Consider the following 16,412-nt stretch of genomic DNA (forward strand, 5'->3'; position numbering starts at 1 on the left):
GCTCACACCCGCACAAGCACTCGACAAAGCACTACTTGCAACAACCGATTGAGACCGCCGGACTTTCCCCGCGTCCCCCGCGAGGAAAGTCCCCTTCGTGCGCGTTCCCCCTGACCCCCGTCAGACGCGCTTCCGGTAAGCCCACGTGGCGAGCGGGAAGAAGACCGCGATCGCGGCCGCCATCCAGATCAGCGAGCCGGTCAGCGGCCCGGCGATCGCGCCGCCGTTCATCAGTCCGCGCAGGACGTCGGACATCTGTGTCACCGGGCTGATGTCGGCCCAGGCCTTCAGCCAGCCGGGCATGGTGCCGGTCGGGACGAAGACGTTGCTGCCGAAGGTGAGCGGCATCAGGACCACGAACATCAGGCCCTGCACCGCGCCCGGGCTCTTCACCAGCATCCCGACGAACACCGACGCCCAGCAGAACGACAGCGCGAACGCGATCGCCAGCACGACGGCCAGCGCGAACTCCGCCGGACCGGTCTGGATCCGGTAGCCCATGATCGTCGCGACGATCATCAGGACGGTGATGCACACCAGGTACCGCACGATATCCGCGAGTACGGCGCCGATCAGCGGCGCGGACCGCGAGATCGGCATCGCCCGGAACCGGTCGAACACGCCCTTGGTGACGTCGGTGTTGAGCTGGACGCCGACGGTCATGCTGGCCTGCAGGATGTTGAACACCATGATGCCGGGCACGATCATCTGGAGGTAACCCTCGGTGCTGCCCATGATCGCGCCACCGAAGAGGTAGACGAACATGACCAGGAAGATGATCGGCGCGATGGTGACGTCGGCCAGCTGTTCCGGGTTCTTGCGGATCTTCAGGATGCCGCGCCAGGCAAGGGAAAGCCCGTGCTGTACGCCGCTGGACAGGGAAACGCGCCGTGGCGCGGGTGCCGCGAGGGTGGTCATACCAGGCTCCCTTCCGGGGTTGCGTCCTTTGTGGACTCGGTGGGCTGCTTGCCGGTGAGCGCGAGGAACACCTCGTCGAGGCTGGGCAGCCGCAGCGCCAGCTCGTCGGCGGTGATCCCGGCGTCGTCCAGCTTGCGGACCAAGGTGGACAGCAGGACGGGATCGGACACGGGCGCGGTGAGCAGCCCGGTGTCGTCGTCCCGCTTCGGACGGACTCCGGTGAGCCCGGCCAGGATGCGTTCGACGGCGTCGAGGTCGGCGAGCGCGGTCGGCCGGACCTGCAGCGTCTGGCCGCCGGTCCGCCGCTTGAGCTCGTCGGCGCGGCCGTTCGCCACGACGTGGCCCTTGTCGAACACGGTGATCGTGTCGGCCAGCTGGTCGGCCTCTTCGAGGTACTGCGTGGTGAGCAGCACCGTCGTCCCGTCGGCGACGAGCGTCCGGACCACGGCCCAGACCTCGTTGCGGGCGTGCGGGTCGAGTCCGGTGGTCGGCTCGTCCAGGTAGAGCACCTTCGGGCGGCCGACCAGGCTCGCGGCGAGGTCGAGCCGCCGCCGCATCCCGCCCGAGTAGGTCTTGATCGCGCGCCCGGCGGCCTCGGTCAGCTCGAACCGCTCCAGCAGATCGGCCGCGCGCTTCTTCGCGTCCGCCCTGGAGAACTCCAGCAGCCTGCCGATCAGGACGAGGTTCTCCGTGCCGGAGAGGTCCTCGTCGACCGACGCGTACTGCCCGGTGAGCCCGATCATGCTGCGGACCGCCATCGGGTTCTTGACGACGTCGTACCCGAACACGCTCGCGTGGCCGCGGTCCGGCCGGATCAGGGTGGCCAGGATCCGGACGGCGGTGGTCTTGCCCGCGCCGTTCGGCCCCAGCACCCCGACCACCTTGCCCGCCGGCACCTCCAGGTCGACCCCGTCGAGCGCCTTCGTCTCCCCATAGTGTTTGACCAGGCCCTCGGCCCTGATCGCGTGAGTCATGTTTCCTCCTGTGGATCTCGCCCCACGGACAAAGGTGCCGCCTGCGCCTGTCAGGCCGCGCACAGCGGGCTGACAGAACCTGCCCGGCGCTGATAAGCGCAGGTAGACGCGGTGTGGGGAGCTTGTGAAGGTGTTGTGGAGACCGCCGTCACAGCGCCCTTGATCGGCATACTCGAAGGCATGGTGATCGAAGAACGGGTGCCGGAGCGGGTCCGCCGCACTCGTAAGGACGCCCGGAACAAGCTGGTCAGCGGGCTGCTGATCGGCGCGCTGGTGCCGTTCGCGGTGCTGACGGCGATGCGGCTGGTGGGCTACGACGGCAACACGTACACGATCGCGGCGCTCGCGCTGACGCCGTACGCGGGTATCGCCACGCTGGTGCTCGCCGGACTCGCGCTGGGACTGCGCCGCTGGTGGACCGGCGCCGTCGCGCTGGTGCTGACCTTCACGATCGCCGCGCTGGTCCTGCCGCGCGCGTTCGAGAACGAACAGAAGGCACTCGGCGGGAAGCACGTGCGGGTGCTGGCGTCGAACATGCTCGGCGGGCGCGCGGATCCGGCCAGGATCGTCGGCTACGTCAAGGAACACCAGGTCGACGTCCTGAGCCTGACCGAGATGACCCCCGAGGCGATCACCGCGCTGGACCGCGCCGGGCTGTTCCAGGTGCTGCCGTTCTACGTACTGCATCCGGCGGAGTGGGCGTCGGGCTCCGGTCTCGTGTCGAAGTACCCGCTCACGCCGCTGAAGCTGAGCGGCGATTCGGACGACAAGCAGCCGAGCGCGAGCGTGGACCTCGGCGACGGCGTCCGCATCGAGGTCGTCGCGGTCCACCCGGCGGCGCCGATGTGGGACAGGTACGCGTGGGTCGACGAGGCCAAGGACCTGCCCTACGCCGACGCCGAGCACGACATCCGGATCCTGGCGGGCGACTTCAACGCCACCTTCGACCACTCGCTCTTCCGTGAGCTGCTGACCAGGGGTTACGTCGACGCGGCCGATCAGCTGGGCCGTGCGCTCGAAGGGACCTGGACGAACGGCGTGGTGCCGCCGGTGCCGATCGACCATGTGCTGGCGGACAAACGGGCGGCCATCGCGGACTTCAAGGTGCTCGATACCCCGGGCAGTGACCACGACGCCGTCTACGCGGAAATCGTGTTGCCCTGACCGGACCTCTGCCAAGGTGGGGACATGCGAAGAACTGGGGGAATTCTCGCGTCGGCCCTGGTCGTCGTCTTGGCCGCGGGCTGCGGCGAGGCGGCCGGGACGGGCGTCGACAACAGTCCGAAGAGCGCGCTGGGCTTCGTCGCCCATCCGGACGCGACGCAGTTCCCGTCATCGGACGGGAAGTGGGTGCCGGCGAGCGTCGGGCTGAAGGCGCTGGTCCCGGTCGGCGACTGTGCCGTCGGTATCGGGGACTACGCCAACGGCTACCGGGAAGTGAGCGCCAACTGGAAGGGCGCCGAGAACTGCACGCGACTGGAGATCCGCCCGTCACCGGGTGGCGGCGGCGCCGGACCCGAGATCGCGGGCGAAGCGGGTAACGGCTGGCGCGGCGGCGGGCTGACCGCGGTCGCGGCGGTGCCCGGTCCGGACGGTTCGGTGCTCGGGATCGGCGCCGGAAGTGGCTTCGCCAGGCTGGACGCGGGCGGTGAGGTCGTCGAGCTCACGAAACTGCGGGGGAAGCGTCAGGCGTCCGCGCTGGTGCGGTCCGGGAAGAACCTGGTCGCGCTGGGCACCGCCTTCCTCGACGCGGACAAGACCGAGCCGGCGGCCTGGGTCTCCGACAACGACGGCGTCACCGAACGCACCGTCGTCCTGCCCCGCGATCCGGCGCTCGACGGCGCGAGCGGTCCGCGCTCGGCGGCGGCCGACGGCGAGCAGATCCTCGCGGCTTCGTACGCCGGCGTGACCGCGCAGGTCTGGCTGTCGAAGGACGCGGGGGGAAGCTGGACGGCGTCGAAGCTCCCGGCGCTGCCGAAGGACGCGAACATCGAAGCCGTCCTGCGGTTCGGCGGCGAGTGGATGCTTGTCGGCGCGTCGCACGACGGCCGCGCCCCGAACGTGCCGCTGATCGTGACCGGCGAACCGGGGAAGTGGAAGATCCACGACCCCGCGCCCCTGGGGACCGGCGACATCGTGGCCGGGACGATCGACAAGGCGGGACGCCTGATCCTGGTCGGCAAGACCTACGAGCCCTACGAGGAGCGCAAGAACACCCGGTACTGCTCGGTGGTCCGCGTCCTGGAGGCCGGGGTGTGGCAGCGCGGCGAACTCGGCTGCTCGGAGAGCCCGGTCACCAGCGCCGTCACCCTCGCCGACGGGCGTGTCCTGCTGGCGGGCAACCGGGACCTCTGGCTCAGGTGAGCAGGGCGTCCAGCGCTTCGAGGGTTTCGAGGCCGTTGCTAGCCAGGGAGACGCCGCGGCCGTGCCGGATCTGCGGCTCGCGCGGGTTGATGCGGACGAGTGAACCGGTCGCGGCGCTGGCCAGCTCCGAGTAGCGCCGCACCGTCGGCACGGCCTGCCCGGCGCCGAGTTCCACCACCACGAGGTCGCGATGCGCGCGCCGCCACGCCGTCAGCTCGCCGAGCTGGGCCTGGCTGCGCCGCTCCAGCCAGTCGTAGTCGCCGAACATCAGGATGTTGGGGCGCGCGAGACCGCCGCAGCGCGGGCACGACGGCAGGGGTTCCAGCGCGCGCATCGTGTCCTCGTCGATCGGCACCTCGACGTCGTCCGCGGACCAGATCTCGCCGGAGCACCGGTCGAGACACTGCAGGTGGTGGATGGATCCGTGCGCCTCGGCGACGTGCGGATAGCCCGCCTTCTGGAACTGTCCGTCCACATTGGACGTGAACGCGCGGACGCCGCCGGGTTTGCGCGCTCCCCAGGTCCTCAGGAGCCGGAAGCCTCCGTGCGGGACGGTGGCGCGGTACAGCGCCAGCCGGTGCCCGTAGAAACCCCAGGCCAGCGCGGGATCTTCGGCGAAATGCCGCGGGTCGGCGAGCTCGACGAAGCTGATGCCCAGCCGCTCGTACGGCGGATACGCCTTCCAGAAACCTTCATCGCCCCGGAAATCGGGCAGGCCGGAGTCGACGCCCATACCGGCGCCGGCACAGACGAGCAGCGCGCCGGCGCCGTCGATCAGTTCCGCGGCTCGATCGAGTTCACTCACCCGGCTTCGATGCCTGGACGACCTCGAATTCCAGCAGGTTCGCGCCGGACGAGACCGGCTTCGCGCGCTCGCCCGCGTGCGCCTCGCGCGCCGGGCCGGACGCCCACGCCTGGTAGGACTCTTCGGAGTCCCACTTCGTGTAGACGAAGTAGCGGGTCTCGCCGGAGACCGGGCGGAGCAGCTCGAAGCCGAGGAAACCGGGCTGGTTGTCGACGGCGTGCAACCGTGCGGCGAACCGCTTCTCCAGCTCGGGGCCTGCGCCTTCGGGGACTTCGATCGCGTTGATCTTCACGACTGCCATGCCGCCAGCCTACGGCGAAACTCTTTTGCGCCGCGATGTGATGCGTGGCTTACTGGAAGTGGATCGAGGGGGCTTCATGGGTGACGCGAAAATTCTCATTTCCGGCGCCAGCGTCGCCGGTCCCGCGCTGGCCTTCTGGCTGAACCGCCACGGCTTCGACGTCACCGTCGTGGAGCGCGCGCCCTCGCTGCGCCCCGGCGGCCAGGCCGTCGACCTGCGCGGAACGGCCAAGGAGGTCGCCCGCCGGATGGGCCTCGACGAACGCATCCGCGCCGCGTGCACCGACAGCAAGGGCGAGACGCTCGTCGACAGGAACAACCGTACGAAAGCCACCCTGCGCGCCGACGACCTCGGCGGCGACGGCCTCATCGCCGAGATCGAGATCCTCCGTGGCGATCTGTCCGAAGTGCTGTACGAGGCGACCCGGGAGAAGACCGAGTACGTCTTCGGGGATCGCATCACCGCGCTGGACGACGGCGCCGACGGCGTCGACGTCACCTTCGACAGTGGTTCGCGGCGGACGTTCGACCTGGTCATCGGCGCCGACGGGCTGCATTCGGGCGTGCGGGCGCTGGCTTTCGGCGAGGAGTCGCGGTTCGTCCGGCACCTGGGCGCGTACCTGACGTTCTTCACCGTGCCGAACCACCTCGGCCTGCAGGACTGGGCGCTCGGCTACAACGACGTCGGCCGCTCCGCCGGCATCCGCGGCATCCACGACGGCAAGGAGGCGATGGCGTACTTCGGCTTCGCCGCGGACGACATCGAGTACGACTACCGCGACGTCGAGGCGCAGAAGGCGATGGTCCGGCGATTCGCGTCGGGGATGGAGTGGGAGGTGCCCTGGCTGCTGGAACAGCTGGACGACGCCCCGGACTTCTACTTCGACTCGTGCGCCCAAGTGGTGATGGACTCCTGGTCACGCGGCCGGATCGGCCTGCTGGGCGACTCGGCCTTCTGCCCGTCGCCGCTTTCCGGACAGGGCACGAGCCTGGCGTTCGTCGGCGCGTACGTCCTCGCCGGGGAACTGGCCGCCGACTTCGACAACGGACTCGAACGGTACGAGGCGGTCATGCGCGACTTCGTCGAGAAGACGCAGGCGATGGGGAGGGCCAACGCGAAGACGGTGTTCGCGAAGTCGCGCTGGGCGGTGCGGGCGCAGCATCTGGCGCTGCGCGCGATGCACCTGAAGCCGATCGCGGCCCTGGTCTCGCGGAAGATGCAGGACGTCGTGAGCGGCATCGACCTGCCCGACTACACGACCACCCCTCACCGCATTTAGAGGACTAAACGCGGGGGGCCTTCACGGAAGGACCTGCCGCATTTAGAGGACTAAATGCGGGGGGCGTCAGCCTCGCAGGGTGCCGGGCAGGAGTTCCGCGTCCGCGGGGATCACCGTGCCGTGGAACCAGGCGTCGAAGAACGGCCGCAGGTCCTGCCCCGAAAGCTTGATCGTGAACGCCTCGAAGTCCGCCCACGACGCGTTGGCGTTCCGGTATGCCGCCGGCCACTCCTTCAGCAGCCGGGCGAAGGCGCCCTCGCCGATCTTCCGCCGCAGTGCGTGGATGGCGAGGATCCCCTTGTCGTAGACGCCGTGGAATTCCTGCCCGGCCCCCATGTCGACCAGTTTCGACGCCCAGAAATCGGGGCTGCCCCGCATGATCTCGAGTGCGGCGCGGTAGCGGTCGTCGAGGTTCTCGTTGTCGCGCGATTCCTGCCACAGCCATTGCGCGTACGACGCGAGGCATTCGTTGAGGCAGATGTCGGACCACGAATTCAGCGTCACCGAATCGCCGAACCACTGGTGTGCGGTTTCGTGCACGACGGTGATCAGGTCGGCCCATTTCGCGTAGGTCGGCCTGGTCTGGGTCTCCAGGGAGAAATGGATCTCCTCGTTCAGGTAGATCCCGCCGGCCGCGTCCACCGGGTACGGCCCGAATTTCGACGTCAGGAAGCCGATGATCTCCGGTAGCCGCCTGCCGGTGTCGCGCCGGTCCTCGGCGCCCGGCGCGTACGCGTTGACCAGCGGGGTCCCGTCCGGCAGCGCCATCCGGTCGACGGTGAACTTGTCGATCGCCACGGTGGTCAGGTAGGCCGCCACCGGCGTGCGTTCCTGCCAGGAGGTGGTGGTCCAGCCGTTGGCCGACGTCTTCTGGATCTCTCGTCCGTTCGAGATGACGGTCCAGCCGTCCGGTACGCGGGCGGTGAGGTTGAACATCGCCTTGTCGCGCGGGGTTTCGTTGACGGGATACCAGAACGACGCCGAATGCGGCTCACCGACGACGAACGCGCCACCGTCCTTCGACTTCTGCCAGCCGTTCTCACTGCCGCCCGCGTGCGGTGTCGCGGACGGGTCTCCGCCATAGACGACCTTCGTGCGGAAAGTGCTGCCGTTCCGGATCGGGTCGGCGGGTGTCACCACGAGTTCGAATTCGCCTTCGCGGGCGAATTTCGCCGGTTTTCCCTCGACTTCAACGGATTGGACCGCCAAGCCGCGTAAGTCCAGGTTGTACCGATTGAGGTCCTGTGTGGCTTTCGCGGTGATCGTGGTGTCGCCGTCGAGATGCCCTTTCGCGGGGTCGTAAGTGATCCCGACCTGGTATTCGACGGCGTCGTAGCCGCCGTTTCCGTCCATTGGGTAGTACGGGTCGCCCGCGCCGGACGCGCCCGGTGCCGGATTCATCGGCGGCGGCGGAGGGGGCGCGACGGGAGGATCATCGACGCTGCAACCGATAATCAGGGCGCCGACGACCCCGAGGACCAGACCGGCGACGGGGACACGGCTGCGCATGGAGGGGAGCTTAGTGGTGATTCACCGCGACGGGTTGATCACTTTCGGCGGTGACGGTCCGCCGATCGTCCTCCTGCACGGGTTGATGGGCAGGGCGACGACGTGGTGGCGGGTCGCGCGAAGGCTCGAACCGTACGGGCGTGTCCTCGGGATCGACGCGCGCGGACATGGGCGCGGGCCGCGCGGTGGGCCGTGGCGCACCGAGCGGTTCGCCGACGACGTCGCCGCGGTGCTGCGGACCCTCGACGAGCCCGCGGTCCTGATCGGACATTCCATGGGTGGTCTGCACGCCTGGGTCACCGCGGCCACGCATCCGGACCTCGTGCGTGCGGTGGTGTGCGAAGACTTCGCGCCGGACCAGCGCGGGCGGACCGTGGACGAGTGGCGCGGCTACTTCGAATCGTGGCCGGTCCCGTTCCGTTCGCTGGCGCACGTGCGCGAATTCTTCGGCGACACCGGTGACTACTTCGTCGAATGCGTCGAAGAACGCGAGGACGGCTACCACCTGATCGCCTCGCTCACGGATCTGTACGAGATCGCGGCGGAATGGGGACGACGGGATTTCTGGGAGTACGTCGAACGAGTGAAATGCCCGCTGCTCGCCATCGAAGGCGAGCGGACGGCGATGCCGCACGGGCAGCAGGCGGAACTCGCGGCCCGCGTGCCCGGCGGCCTCGGACGGCATATCGTCGTCGAAGGCGCCGGGCACGTCGTGCACGACGAGGCACCCGAGACCTACCTCGGTGCCGTCGAAGCGTTCCTCTCCGACGTCCTCCGGTAGGTCCCGGAGCCGGTCAGCTCTTGGCCAGCTGCGCGTCGATCCACGCCCGCAGCCGCGACTCGCCCGGGTAGCCGATGTTCCGCGAAGACGGCAGTTCCGTGGTGTTGCGGACGCCGACCAGGGTCGGCAGGTAGCGGATGTTGTACCGGCTGGACAGGTCCCGGCTCTGGTCGACGTCGACCTCGCCGAGCAGGAACCGGCCGCCGTACTCCGCGGCGAGCCGTTCGATCACCGGTTTCATCTGGCGGCAGGGCGGGCACCACGTCGCGCCGAAGTCCATGATGACCAGCTTCTGTTTCGAGATGTTCATGACTTCGGCGTAGTTCGCCGAAGTCACCGTGACCACGTTTTCGGCCTTCGGTGCGGCGGAAGCCGCGCCGGAACCGAAACCGGTGACGAGTGCCAGCACACCGGCCAGCACGCAGACGAACCGTTTGATCTTGGACACGAATGAACTCCTTCGCTGCGGGGAATTGCCGTTCAGGACGAAGAAGACGAAGAACCGGTGGGCAGTCCGCCCGCGACCCAGTCTTCGATTCCTTCACGGTACTTGCGCACGTTCTTGTAGCCGAGTTCCACCAAACGCCGTCCGACGAATTCACTGTTGCGGCACGGCGTGTTCGCGCAATAGACGACGATCGCGGCGTTCTTGTCCGGAAGCACCGACGGTGCCAGCCGGTCGGTGAACCCGGCCGCCTGGTCGTACGGGAATCCCGGAATATTGCGCGCTTCCGGAAGATGCTCCTTTTCGTAATAGGCGACCGGCATCGTGTCGACCACGACCACCGTTCCGGCCTCCACCTGGGAGAGCAGTTCCGCACGAGTGATCAACGGCAGCATGGCGCCCCTTTTCCGACGACCGTGATGAACGAATTCATCGTCGGCCGCCGGAGGGTGGTCGCTCTAGTGCCGCCTCGGGATGCCGGGGCGTTATCCGGCGGCGGGCAGGCCGTGCCGTCGCAGCCAGGTCCGGTACGGCGCCGCCCGCTCGGCCAGCCGCCAGTACGCCGCGGTCACCCCGGCGCCGAGCTCGCCGATCCCCGACGCGCACGGGCCGTCCTCACGCCAGGCGAGCACGTGCCGCACGCACATCGGGGAACCCGCCAGCGGCCGGATCGCGAGCCCGTCCACCGGCGGGCGGGTCGGCTGGACCAGCCCGACGCCGTATCCACCGCTGACCAGGTTCTCCCGGGAGGTGTCCACGTCGACGTCGTGGGTGATCCGCGGGTCGAATCCGTGGGCGAGGCACATTTCGCGGAACACGACCCGGCATCCGTCGCCGCCGCTCGACACGATCCAGTCCTCTTCGGCCAGCTCCTCGAGTTCGATCTCCTCCGCCTCGGCGAGCCGGTGGCCGGCGGGGACCGCGACGAACGACGGCTCCCGCGCCAGGGTCATGGTCCGCACCTCCGGTGGCACCGGGAGGTCGCGGCCGCCGCAGATCATGATCAGCGCGAGGTCGATGCCGCGGTTCGCGACCTGCGCGAGCAGCCGCGTGCGCGAGGTGTCCGCCCGGGTGCGGACCGGCTTCCCCGGCAGCAGGTCCCGCAGGCCGCCGAGCAGCGAAGACGTGATGGCGCTGTCGTTCCAGCCGATCCGGACCGAGTCGCCCGTTTCGGGCTCCTGACGGTGGAAGTCGAGTTCCAGTTCGTCGAAGGTGAGCACGATCGCCTTGGCACGGCGCAGGATCACCTCGCCGAGTTCGGTGGGACGCACCCCGTGCTGGTCGCGGTGGAACAGTGAACCGCCGACCATCTTCTCGATCCGGCGCAATTGGTGGCTCAGCGCGGGCTGGCCGAGCCCCAGACCGGCCGCCGCGCGGTTGAGGCTTCCGGAAGAAGCGATCTCACAGATCACCCGAAGATGCCGAACCTGAATCTCCATGACTTCGTATACCGCGCATCGCCCCGGCCGGGCACCCCCGAAGGTCGTGGTCCATTCACCATTGTCCGATAGCGACAAAGATCCAGGAACTCCTATAACGCGATGACAACCATCGGCGGCAATACCGGCGCCGTCGGTGGCGTGGCACCTTCGGTCGGCGCGCCTCTTCTCCCCGTATATCACGCGAATACAGGAGTCGTCTTGCTTCGACCACTGCCGCTCACCGAGCATTGCGCCGATCCGCTGACGCGAGCCGAGCACGTCTGCCTCGGCGTCAGCCCGTTCAACAGCTATTTCACCGTCGATCGTATCGCCGATCTCGCCAGATGGGCGATGTCGGCCTTCGATCGTTTTCATTTCTTCGTACCGGACGGGCCGTCCGCGTACACCATGGAGGCGCTCGGCTACGACCCGGTCCGCGCCGCGCAAAAGGCGCAGCGGCAGGGCAACTACACGCGCAACAAGATCGTCCGCGCACTTCAGCAGGTGTGCCCCTCGGATCCGCACACGCTGATCCTGGACTCCGCCGTGCTCGACACGGACAGCGCGTACCTGGGGCTTCTTTCCGAGGCGCACCAACGTTTCGACACCGATCCGGAGTTCGCCGAGCAGTGCCTTTACGCCACGGGCTGGGTCTTGGACCGGCGATTACCCGAAGGGCAGCACCCCACCCGGGAGCAACTGCGCAGCGCGGTCCGGTACTTCCTCGCCGAACTGCCGATGTTCATCGGCACCGTGGCGGTGGCCGGCGTCGACAGTTCCGTTTTCGCCTACCACCAGCGCGTCGGCTTCCTCGAACGGCTGTATCGCGGCGAACTTTCCTGGAAGCCACTGCCAGGTCAGGGCTTCGTCGTCCTCGAACAAGCCGTCCCGCAACAAGCCGTCTCCGAACGAATGGAGTGAGCGTGGAACACGACGACTTCTCCCTCCGCCGGGTGCCCGCCGAACGCCGGTATTCCTGGGTTTCCGTCGCACTGCAACGGTTCGGCCAGGTGTCCTCGTTCCACCAGTTCCTGCTCGGCGCGGTACTCGGGTTCGGCATGACGTTCTGGGACGCGGTCCTGGCGATCACGATCGGTTCGGTGCTGCTGGAGATCATCACCATCCTGATGGGGATCGCGGGTACCCGCGAAGGTCTGTCCACCTCGGTGCTGGCGCGCTGGGCCGGGTTCGGCACCGGCGGATCGTCGCTGGTCGGGCTGCTCATGACGTTGAGCCTGGCCGGCTGGTTCGGGGTGCAGAACGACGTCTTCGCTCAGGGGCTGCACGCGTTGATGGGCGGTCCGCCGGTGTGGGTCTGGGCGCTCGCGGGCGGTGCCCTGGTCACCGCGATCGTCGTGTTCGGCTTCCACGCGATGGCCTGGACCGCGTATTTGACGGTGCCCGCCTTCCTCGCGCTGGCCGGGTATTCGATCATCACCGCGCTCGACGACCACTCCCTGCCCGCGCTGATGTCCGCGCCGCCGCCGGGGCCGGCGATGTCGCTGGCGCAGGGCACCACGCTGGTGGCGGGCGCGTTCATCATGGGCGCGGTGATGACGCCGGACATGACGCGGTTCAACCGGACGGCGTCCGACGTGGTGAAGCAGACCCTGGTCAGCGTCACCCTCGGCCAGTACCTGATCGGCCTGATCGGCGTGCTGCTCGCGCACGCGGCGAAGAGCGCGGACGTCGTCGGCATCATCACGTCGTCGTCCGGTGTGCTCGGCACGCTGATCCTGATCACCGCGATCATGAAGATCAACGACTGGAACCTGTACTCGTCCTCGCTCGGCCTGGTGAACACCGTGCAGGTGCTGTTCTCGCGGCGGCTGGACCGCACCACCGCCACGGTGCTGCTCGGCGGTCTCGGGACGGTCCTGTCCGCGATCGGCATCCTCGACCACTTCACCACCTTCCTGACCTGGGTCGGTGTCGTCACGCCGCCGGTGGCGGGCGTGGTGATCGCCGAGTACTACGTGGTCCGCCGCTGGAAGCCGGACCTGGACGCCACTCGCGCGAGCGGGGACCTGCCGTCGTCCTGCCCGTCGTGGGTGCCCGCCGCGTTGCTCTGCTGGGTGGCCGGAGCCGCCGTCGGAATCTGGCTTCCGTGGGGAATTCCCACGGTGAACTCGGTTTTCGCCGCTTTTCTCCTGTATATTCTTCTCGGCAGACGGGCCGCGGCCGTACCGGTTTCCGCGGCGATGACTTCTTCCGACGGGACGAAAACCCGTACGTGACAAGGGAGTTCGACGTCGTACAGCTTGATGTGCACCACCTGCGGGTGCTCCGGGCGATCGCGGATACGGGCAGTCTTTCCCGTGCCGCGATCGTTCTCGGCGTCACGCAACCGGCGGTATCCGCCCAGCTGAAACGCCTGGAGCAGATGCTGGGCTACCAATTGTTCGAGCGGCGTGAAGGCGTTGTCGAACCCACGCCGATGGGCGAACTGCTGCTGCGCCGCACCGCCGCTTTGCTACCACAGCTGGACAAACTGCTCGAAGACATCGAACAGCGCGCCTGCTCCAGCGGCCCGCCCGACGTCGTACGGGTGGCCGCCGTGGCCAGCGCGCTCGTGGCGTATCTGCCGTCGCTGGTGAACCGGCTGTGGCCGGACGTGTCCGAGACGACGGTGGTGCACGACGACCATCCGGAGCGGCTGGTCTCGCTGCTGGACCAGCGGCGCGTGGAATTGGGGCTGGTCAAGGACTATCCGGGGCACGAGCTCGACCTCCCCGCGAGCGTGGCCACCGCGGTGGTGGTGACCGAGCCGACCTTCGTCCTGCTGCCGGAGTCCCATCCGTTGGCGCGCAAGGAGATCCTCGACCTGCGCGAGCTGAAGGACGAGCGCTGGGTGATGATGGCCGGATCGTCCGCGACCACGTTCAACAAGTACTTCGCCGACACGTGCGCGCACCACGGCTTCAGCCCGTCGATGACCCATCAGGTGACTTCGCAGCAAGTGGCGCTGCTGGTGGTCCGGGCCGGCGCGATCGGCCTTTCGCAGCCGATCTGCGACCCGCGGCACCTCGGCATCGTGACCCGGCCGCTGCGCGGGGATGTCTTACTGCGCAGACATATTCTCGCCTGGCATCGGGACACTTTCGTGGCCGGGCGCCAGGCCGAGCTGAGGTCCGCCGTCGCCGAGCACTACTGGGCGGAAGCGCGAAAGGCCCCGGTCTACGCCCGATACCTGGAATCCCACCCAACCGACAGATGATCACCCGTGTCCAGACGGACGTCACCCGTGTCCAGGCGGACGTCACCCGTGATCAGACGGACGTCATTCGTGATCAGACGGACGTCACCCGTGATCAGACGGACGTCACGCGAGGCGGCACCGCACTCGCGTGCCCAGAGACGGATCTCGTGTGCTTGAAGACGTGACTCGCGTGCCTGAACGCCGAACTCGGATCTGCGGCTTGTAGGCACGCGAGATCCGTCCGTCTGGTCACGCTTGCCGTCCGTCTGGTCACGCTTGCCGTCCGTCTGGACACGGGTGTCGTCCGGTTTGGTGGGGGTCCCGCTCGGGCGCGGGGGGTCACGCGGCCCGGGCGGGGAGGCTCACGGCCGCAGCGTTCCCGGGTAGAGGACGTCGTCCGGGGGCCGGACGGTTCCGTCCAGCCAGGCGTGGTTGAAGGCCGTCAGGTCGAGCTGCGTCATCGCCGCGACGTAGAGCTCGAAGTCGTGCCAGTTCTGGTTTCCCTGCGGGTTGATCATCGGGAAACCCGCCATGATCTGGAAGAACAGGTCGTCGCCGATCAGGCGCCGCAGCGCGTGCACCATCAGGACGGCCTTGGTCGTGGGGGTGAACTCGGTGCCCTTGCCGGGATCGGTGAGCCGCGGCGCCCAGAAGCCGGTGTCGCCGTTCACTCGCGCCACCTGTTCGCGATAACGCCGGTCGAGGTCGATCCCGTTCTTGGTCTCGTCCCACAGCCAGACGGCGTACCGCGCGATGGACTCCGGCATCAGGACGTCCCGCCACATCTTGCCGCTCACGCCGGCTCCCCACCATTGGTACGCGGTGGCGTACACCAGATCCGCGACGGTCGCCGTGCCGCCGTACACCGGGCGGCCCTGGGAGCCGTGTGTGTAGCCGAGGGTGCGGTCGAGGAACAGCCCGCCCGACGCCGATTGCGGATAGTCGCCGAATCTGCCGGTCAGGAATTCCAGGACCTCGGGCAGCCGTCCGCCGATCTCCCGTTTGTTGACGGCGCAAGGGTGATAGGCGTTGATCGCCGTCCGCCCGCCGGGAAGCGAGACCGTCTCGACCTGCCAGCGTCCGATGCCGAGCATCGCCGTGTTCGGTGCGAGGGCGGTGTCCTCAGCCCAGGTGACGGTGTGCCGTCCGTAGCTCGCGGGTACGTCGGAGACCTGGAAGCCGTTGCCCACCACGGAAAATTCGTCGAGCACGGTGACCGAGACACGCAGGGTCGCTTTGTCGACCTCGGTGCCGTTGACGGGGAACCAGGTCATCGCCGAATGCGGCATCCCGGCCGCCACGGCCGAATCGCCTGGCGTGGCCAACCAGCCGATCCGGCCGCGCGCCGTGGTGATCGGCTCCGGCCGCCCGTCGTAACCGACCACGACGGTGAACCGCTGCCCCTCGGTCAGCGGCGTCCTCGGGGTGATCACCAGTTCGTGTTCGCCCGACCGCCGGAACGCGGCGGCCGTGCCATCGACGGACACCGACCGCACGGTGAGCCCGCGCAGGTCGAGGTCGAACCGGCTCAGGTCCTGGGTGGCCGTCGCGGTGATCGACGCTTTGCCGCTCACAGTCATCGAGTACGGCGCGTAGTCCAGCGCGAGCGCGTAAGCCGAGACGTCGTAGCCGCCGTTGCCGTCCTTGGGGTAGTAGGGATCGGCGCCGAGAACGGTGCCGTCGGGAGAGACGTGCACGTACCCGTCACCGCCGGGCGTCGGCTGGGCCGCGGACGCCGGGCACGCGCCGATCATCGTGGTGGCGAGCAACGCGGTGCACAGTGGCTCCTGCCACCGAATCCGCACGGTCATGGACGGGCCTTCTCTCTGCGAACGGGGGAAGATGCCCGAACATCGTGCGATCGTTCGGGCCGCGACCGGCACTGCCAGCCGGTCATGCCATCGGGTTATCCGGGCCGATAACGCGGCGGCATACCCGCGCGGGAGTACCGCGTGCCGCTTCCTGGAAGAGATCGTCGGGGCATGCTGCCCCTGCCGGCGCTGCTCGCGCTGACCACGACGGTCTTCCTCGGCTGTCTCACCGAAGTACTGCCCGCCGGGCTGCTCCTGGGGATGTCGGCGGACCTCGGGGTGTCCCCGTCCGCCACCGGGCAGCTGGTCACCGTCTACGCGATCACGACCGCGTTGACCGCCATCCCGCTCACCACGATGACTCTCCGGGTGCCGCGCAAGCGTTTGCTGCTGGCGCTGATCGCCGGATTCCTGCTGACCAACCTGGTCATCGCGATGTCTTCGTGGTTCCCGTTGATCCTCGCCACGCGGATCGTTTCCGGCGCGCTGACGGGCGTGATGTGGTCGCTCGTCGCCGGGTACGCGATGCGGCTCGCACCGCCCGGCCTCACCGGGCGGGCGCTGGCCGTGGCGATGGCCGGTACGCCGCTCGGGTTCGCCCTCGG

General features: G+C 68.4%; 17 protein-coding genes. 8 read left to right on the forward strand and 9 right to left on the reverse strand.

All coding sequences use genetic code 11. From position 1 onward, the window contains the following. Window positions 1-120: 120 nt before the first annotated feature. Complete coding sequence (locus H5J31_RS37110; RefSeq protein WP_181777332.1) at window positions 121-918, reverse strand: ABC transporter permease; 798 nt, start codon at window positions 916-918, stop codon at window positions 121-123. Continuing rightward, window positions 915-1,892 carry an ATP-binding cassette domain-containing protein gene (locus H5J31_RS37115; protein ID WP_181777333.1) on the reverse strand — a complete coding sequence of 326 codons (978 nt, stop codon included), beginning with the start codon at window positions 1,890-1,892 and terminating at the stop codon, window positions 915-917. The genes H5J31_RS37110 and H5J31_RS37115 overlap by 4 nt, the downstream gene beginning before the upstream one ends. A 135-nt stretch (window positions 1,893-2,027) precedes the next feature. Between H5J31_RS37115 and H5J31_RS37120 the strand changes: the two genes are divergently transcribed. Next, the gene (locus H5J31_RS37120; RefSeq protein ID WP_181777334.1) at window positions 2,028-3,056 is read left to right on the forward strand and encodes an endonuclease/exonuclease/phosphatase family protein; all 1,029 of its coding nucleotides are present in this window, start codon (window positions 2,028-2,030) and stop codon (window positions 3,054-3,056) included. 24 nt (window positions 3,057-3,080) lie between these two features. Beyond that, the gene (locus H5J31_RS37125) at window positions 3,081-4,256 is read left to right on the forward strand and encodes a hypothetical protein (RefSeq protein ID WP_181777335.1); all 1,176 of its coding nucleotides are present in this window, start codon (window positions 3,081-3,083) and stop codon (window positions 4,254-4,256) included. Here the strand turns inward: H5J31_RS37125 and H5J31_RS37130 are convergent. Both H5J31_RS37130 and H5J31_RS37135 read right to left on the reverse strand, forming a co-directional pair. Then, window positions 4,249-5,061: an SIR2 family NAD-dependent protein deacylase gene (locus tag H5J31_RS37130; RefSeq protein WP_181777336.1), complete on the reverse strand. Its 813-nt coding sequence runs from the start codon at window positions 5,059-5,061 to the stop codon at window positions 4,249-4,251. The two genes, H5J31_RS37125 and H5J31_RS37130, sit on opposite strands and share 8 nt — an antisense overlap. After that, on the reverse strand, window positions 5,054-5,362 hold the full coding sequence (locus tag H5J31_RS37135; protein WP_181777337.1) for an antibiotic biosynthesis monooxygenase family protein: 309 nt from the start codon (window positions 5,360-5,362) through the stop codon (window positions 5,054-5,056). The genes H5J31_RS37130 and H5J31_RS37135 overlap by 8 nt, the downstream gene beginning before the upstream one ends. 76 nt (window positions 5,363-5,438) lie before the next feature. Between H5J31_RS37135 and H5J31_RS37140 the strand changes: the two genes are divergently transcribed. Next, the gene (locus H5J31_RS37140) at window positions 5,439-6,641 is read left to right on the forward strand and encodes an FAD-dependent monooxygenase (protein ID WP_181777338.1); all 1,203 of its coding nucleotides are present in this window, start codon (window positions 5,439-5,441) and stop codon (window positions 6,639-6,641) included. 66 nt (window positions 6,642-6,707) lie between these two features. Here H5J31_RS37140 and H5J31_RS37145 read toward each other — a convergent pair whose 3' ends face one another. Next, a complete protein-coding gene (locus H5J31_RS37145) occupies window positions 6,708-8,150 on the reverse strand; it encodes a M1 family metallopeptidase (protein ID WP_328701708.1) in 1,443 nt (480 codons plus the stop codon). Between H5J31_RS37145 and H5J31_RS37150 the strand changes: the two genes are divergently transcribed. Continuing rightward, window positions 8,149-8,931, forward strand: coding sequence for an alpha/beta fold hydrolase (locus H5J31_RS37150; protein ID WP_181777339.1), 783 nt, complete (start codon window positions 8,149-8,151; stop codon window positions 8,929-8,931). The genes H5J31_RS37145 and H5J31_RS37150 overlap by 2 nt on opposite strands. 13 nt (window positions 8,932-8,944) lie before the next feature. Here H5J31_RS37150 and H5J31_RS37155 read toward each other — a convergent pair whose 3' ends face one another. The 3 genes from H5J31_RS37155 to H5J31_RS37165 form a co-directional block, all read right to left on the reverse strand. Then, the gene (locus H5J31_RS37155) at window positions 8,945-9,379 is read right to left on the reverse strand and encodes a thioredoxin family protein (protein WP_181777340.1); all 435 of its coding nucleotides are present in this window, start codon (window positions 9,377-9,379) and stop codon (window positions 8,945-8,947) included. A 32-nt stretch (window positions 9,380-9,411) separates the two neighbouring features. After that, a complete protein-coding gene (locus tag H5J31_RS37160) occupies window positions 9,412-9,771 on the reverse strand; it encodes a rhodanese-like domain-containing protein (protein WP_181777341.1) in 360 nt (119 codons plus the stop codon). A gap of 90 nt (window positions 9,772-9,861) precedes the next feature. Further along, the gene (locus H5J31_RS37165) at window positions 9,862-10,815 is read right to left on the reverse strand and encodes a LysR family transcriptional regulator (protein WP_181777342.1); all 954 of its coding nucleotides are present in this window, start codon (window positions 10,813-10,815) and stop codon (window positions 9,862-9,864) included. Between the two features lie 201 nt (window positions 10,816-11,016). Between H5J31_RS37165 and H5J31_RS37170 the strand changes: the two genes are divergently transcribed. The 3 genes from H5J31_RS37170 to H5J31_RS37180 are packed head-to-tail and all read left to right on the forward strand — an operon-like array spanning window position 11,017 to window position 14,014. Beyond that, window positions 11,017-11,718, forward strand: coding sequence for a tRNA-dependent cyclodipeptide synthase (locus tag H5J31_RS37170; RefSeq protein ID WP_181777343.1), 702 nt, complete (start codon window positions 11,017-11,019; stop codon window positions 11,716-11,718). A gap of 2 nt (window positions 11,719-11,720) precedes the next feature. Continuing rightward, entirely contained in the window at window positions 11,721-13,034 is a 1,314-nt protein-coding gene (locus H5J31_RS37175) for a purine-cytosine permease family protein (protein WP_181777344.1), read from the forward strand. After that, window positions 13,031-14,014, forward strand: coding sequence for a LysR family transcriptional regulator (locus H5J31_RS37180; RefSeq protein WP_181777345.1), 984 nt, complete (start codon window positions 13,031-13,033; stop codon window positions 14,012-14,014). Before H5J31_RS37175 ends, H5J31_RS37180 begins: the two co-directional genes overlap by 4 nt. 344 nt (window positions 14,015-14,358) lie before the next feature. On the opposite strand, the gene H5J31_RS37185 is transcribed toward H5J31_RS37180, so the two are convergent. Continuing rightward, entirely contained in the window at window positions 14,359-15,807 is a 1,449-nt protein-coding gene (locus H5J31_RS37185; RefSeq protein ID WP_181777346.1) for a M1 family metallopeptidase, read from the reverse strand. Between the two features lie 171 nt (window positions 15,808-15,978). Here H5J31_RS37185 and H5J31_RS37190 point away from each other — a divergent pair. Further along, window positions 15,979-16,412 (forward strand): MFS transporter (locus H5J31_RS37190; protein WP_181777347.1); only part of this gene is annotated, 434 nt, incomplete at its 3' end.

This window comes from Amycolatopsis pittospori, assembly GCF_013870525.1.
GTDB lineage: Bacteria > Actinomycetota > Actinomycetes > Mycobacteriales > Pseudonocardiaceae > Amycolatopsis > Amycolatopsis pittospori.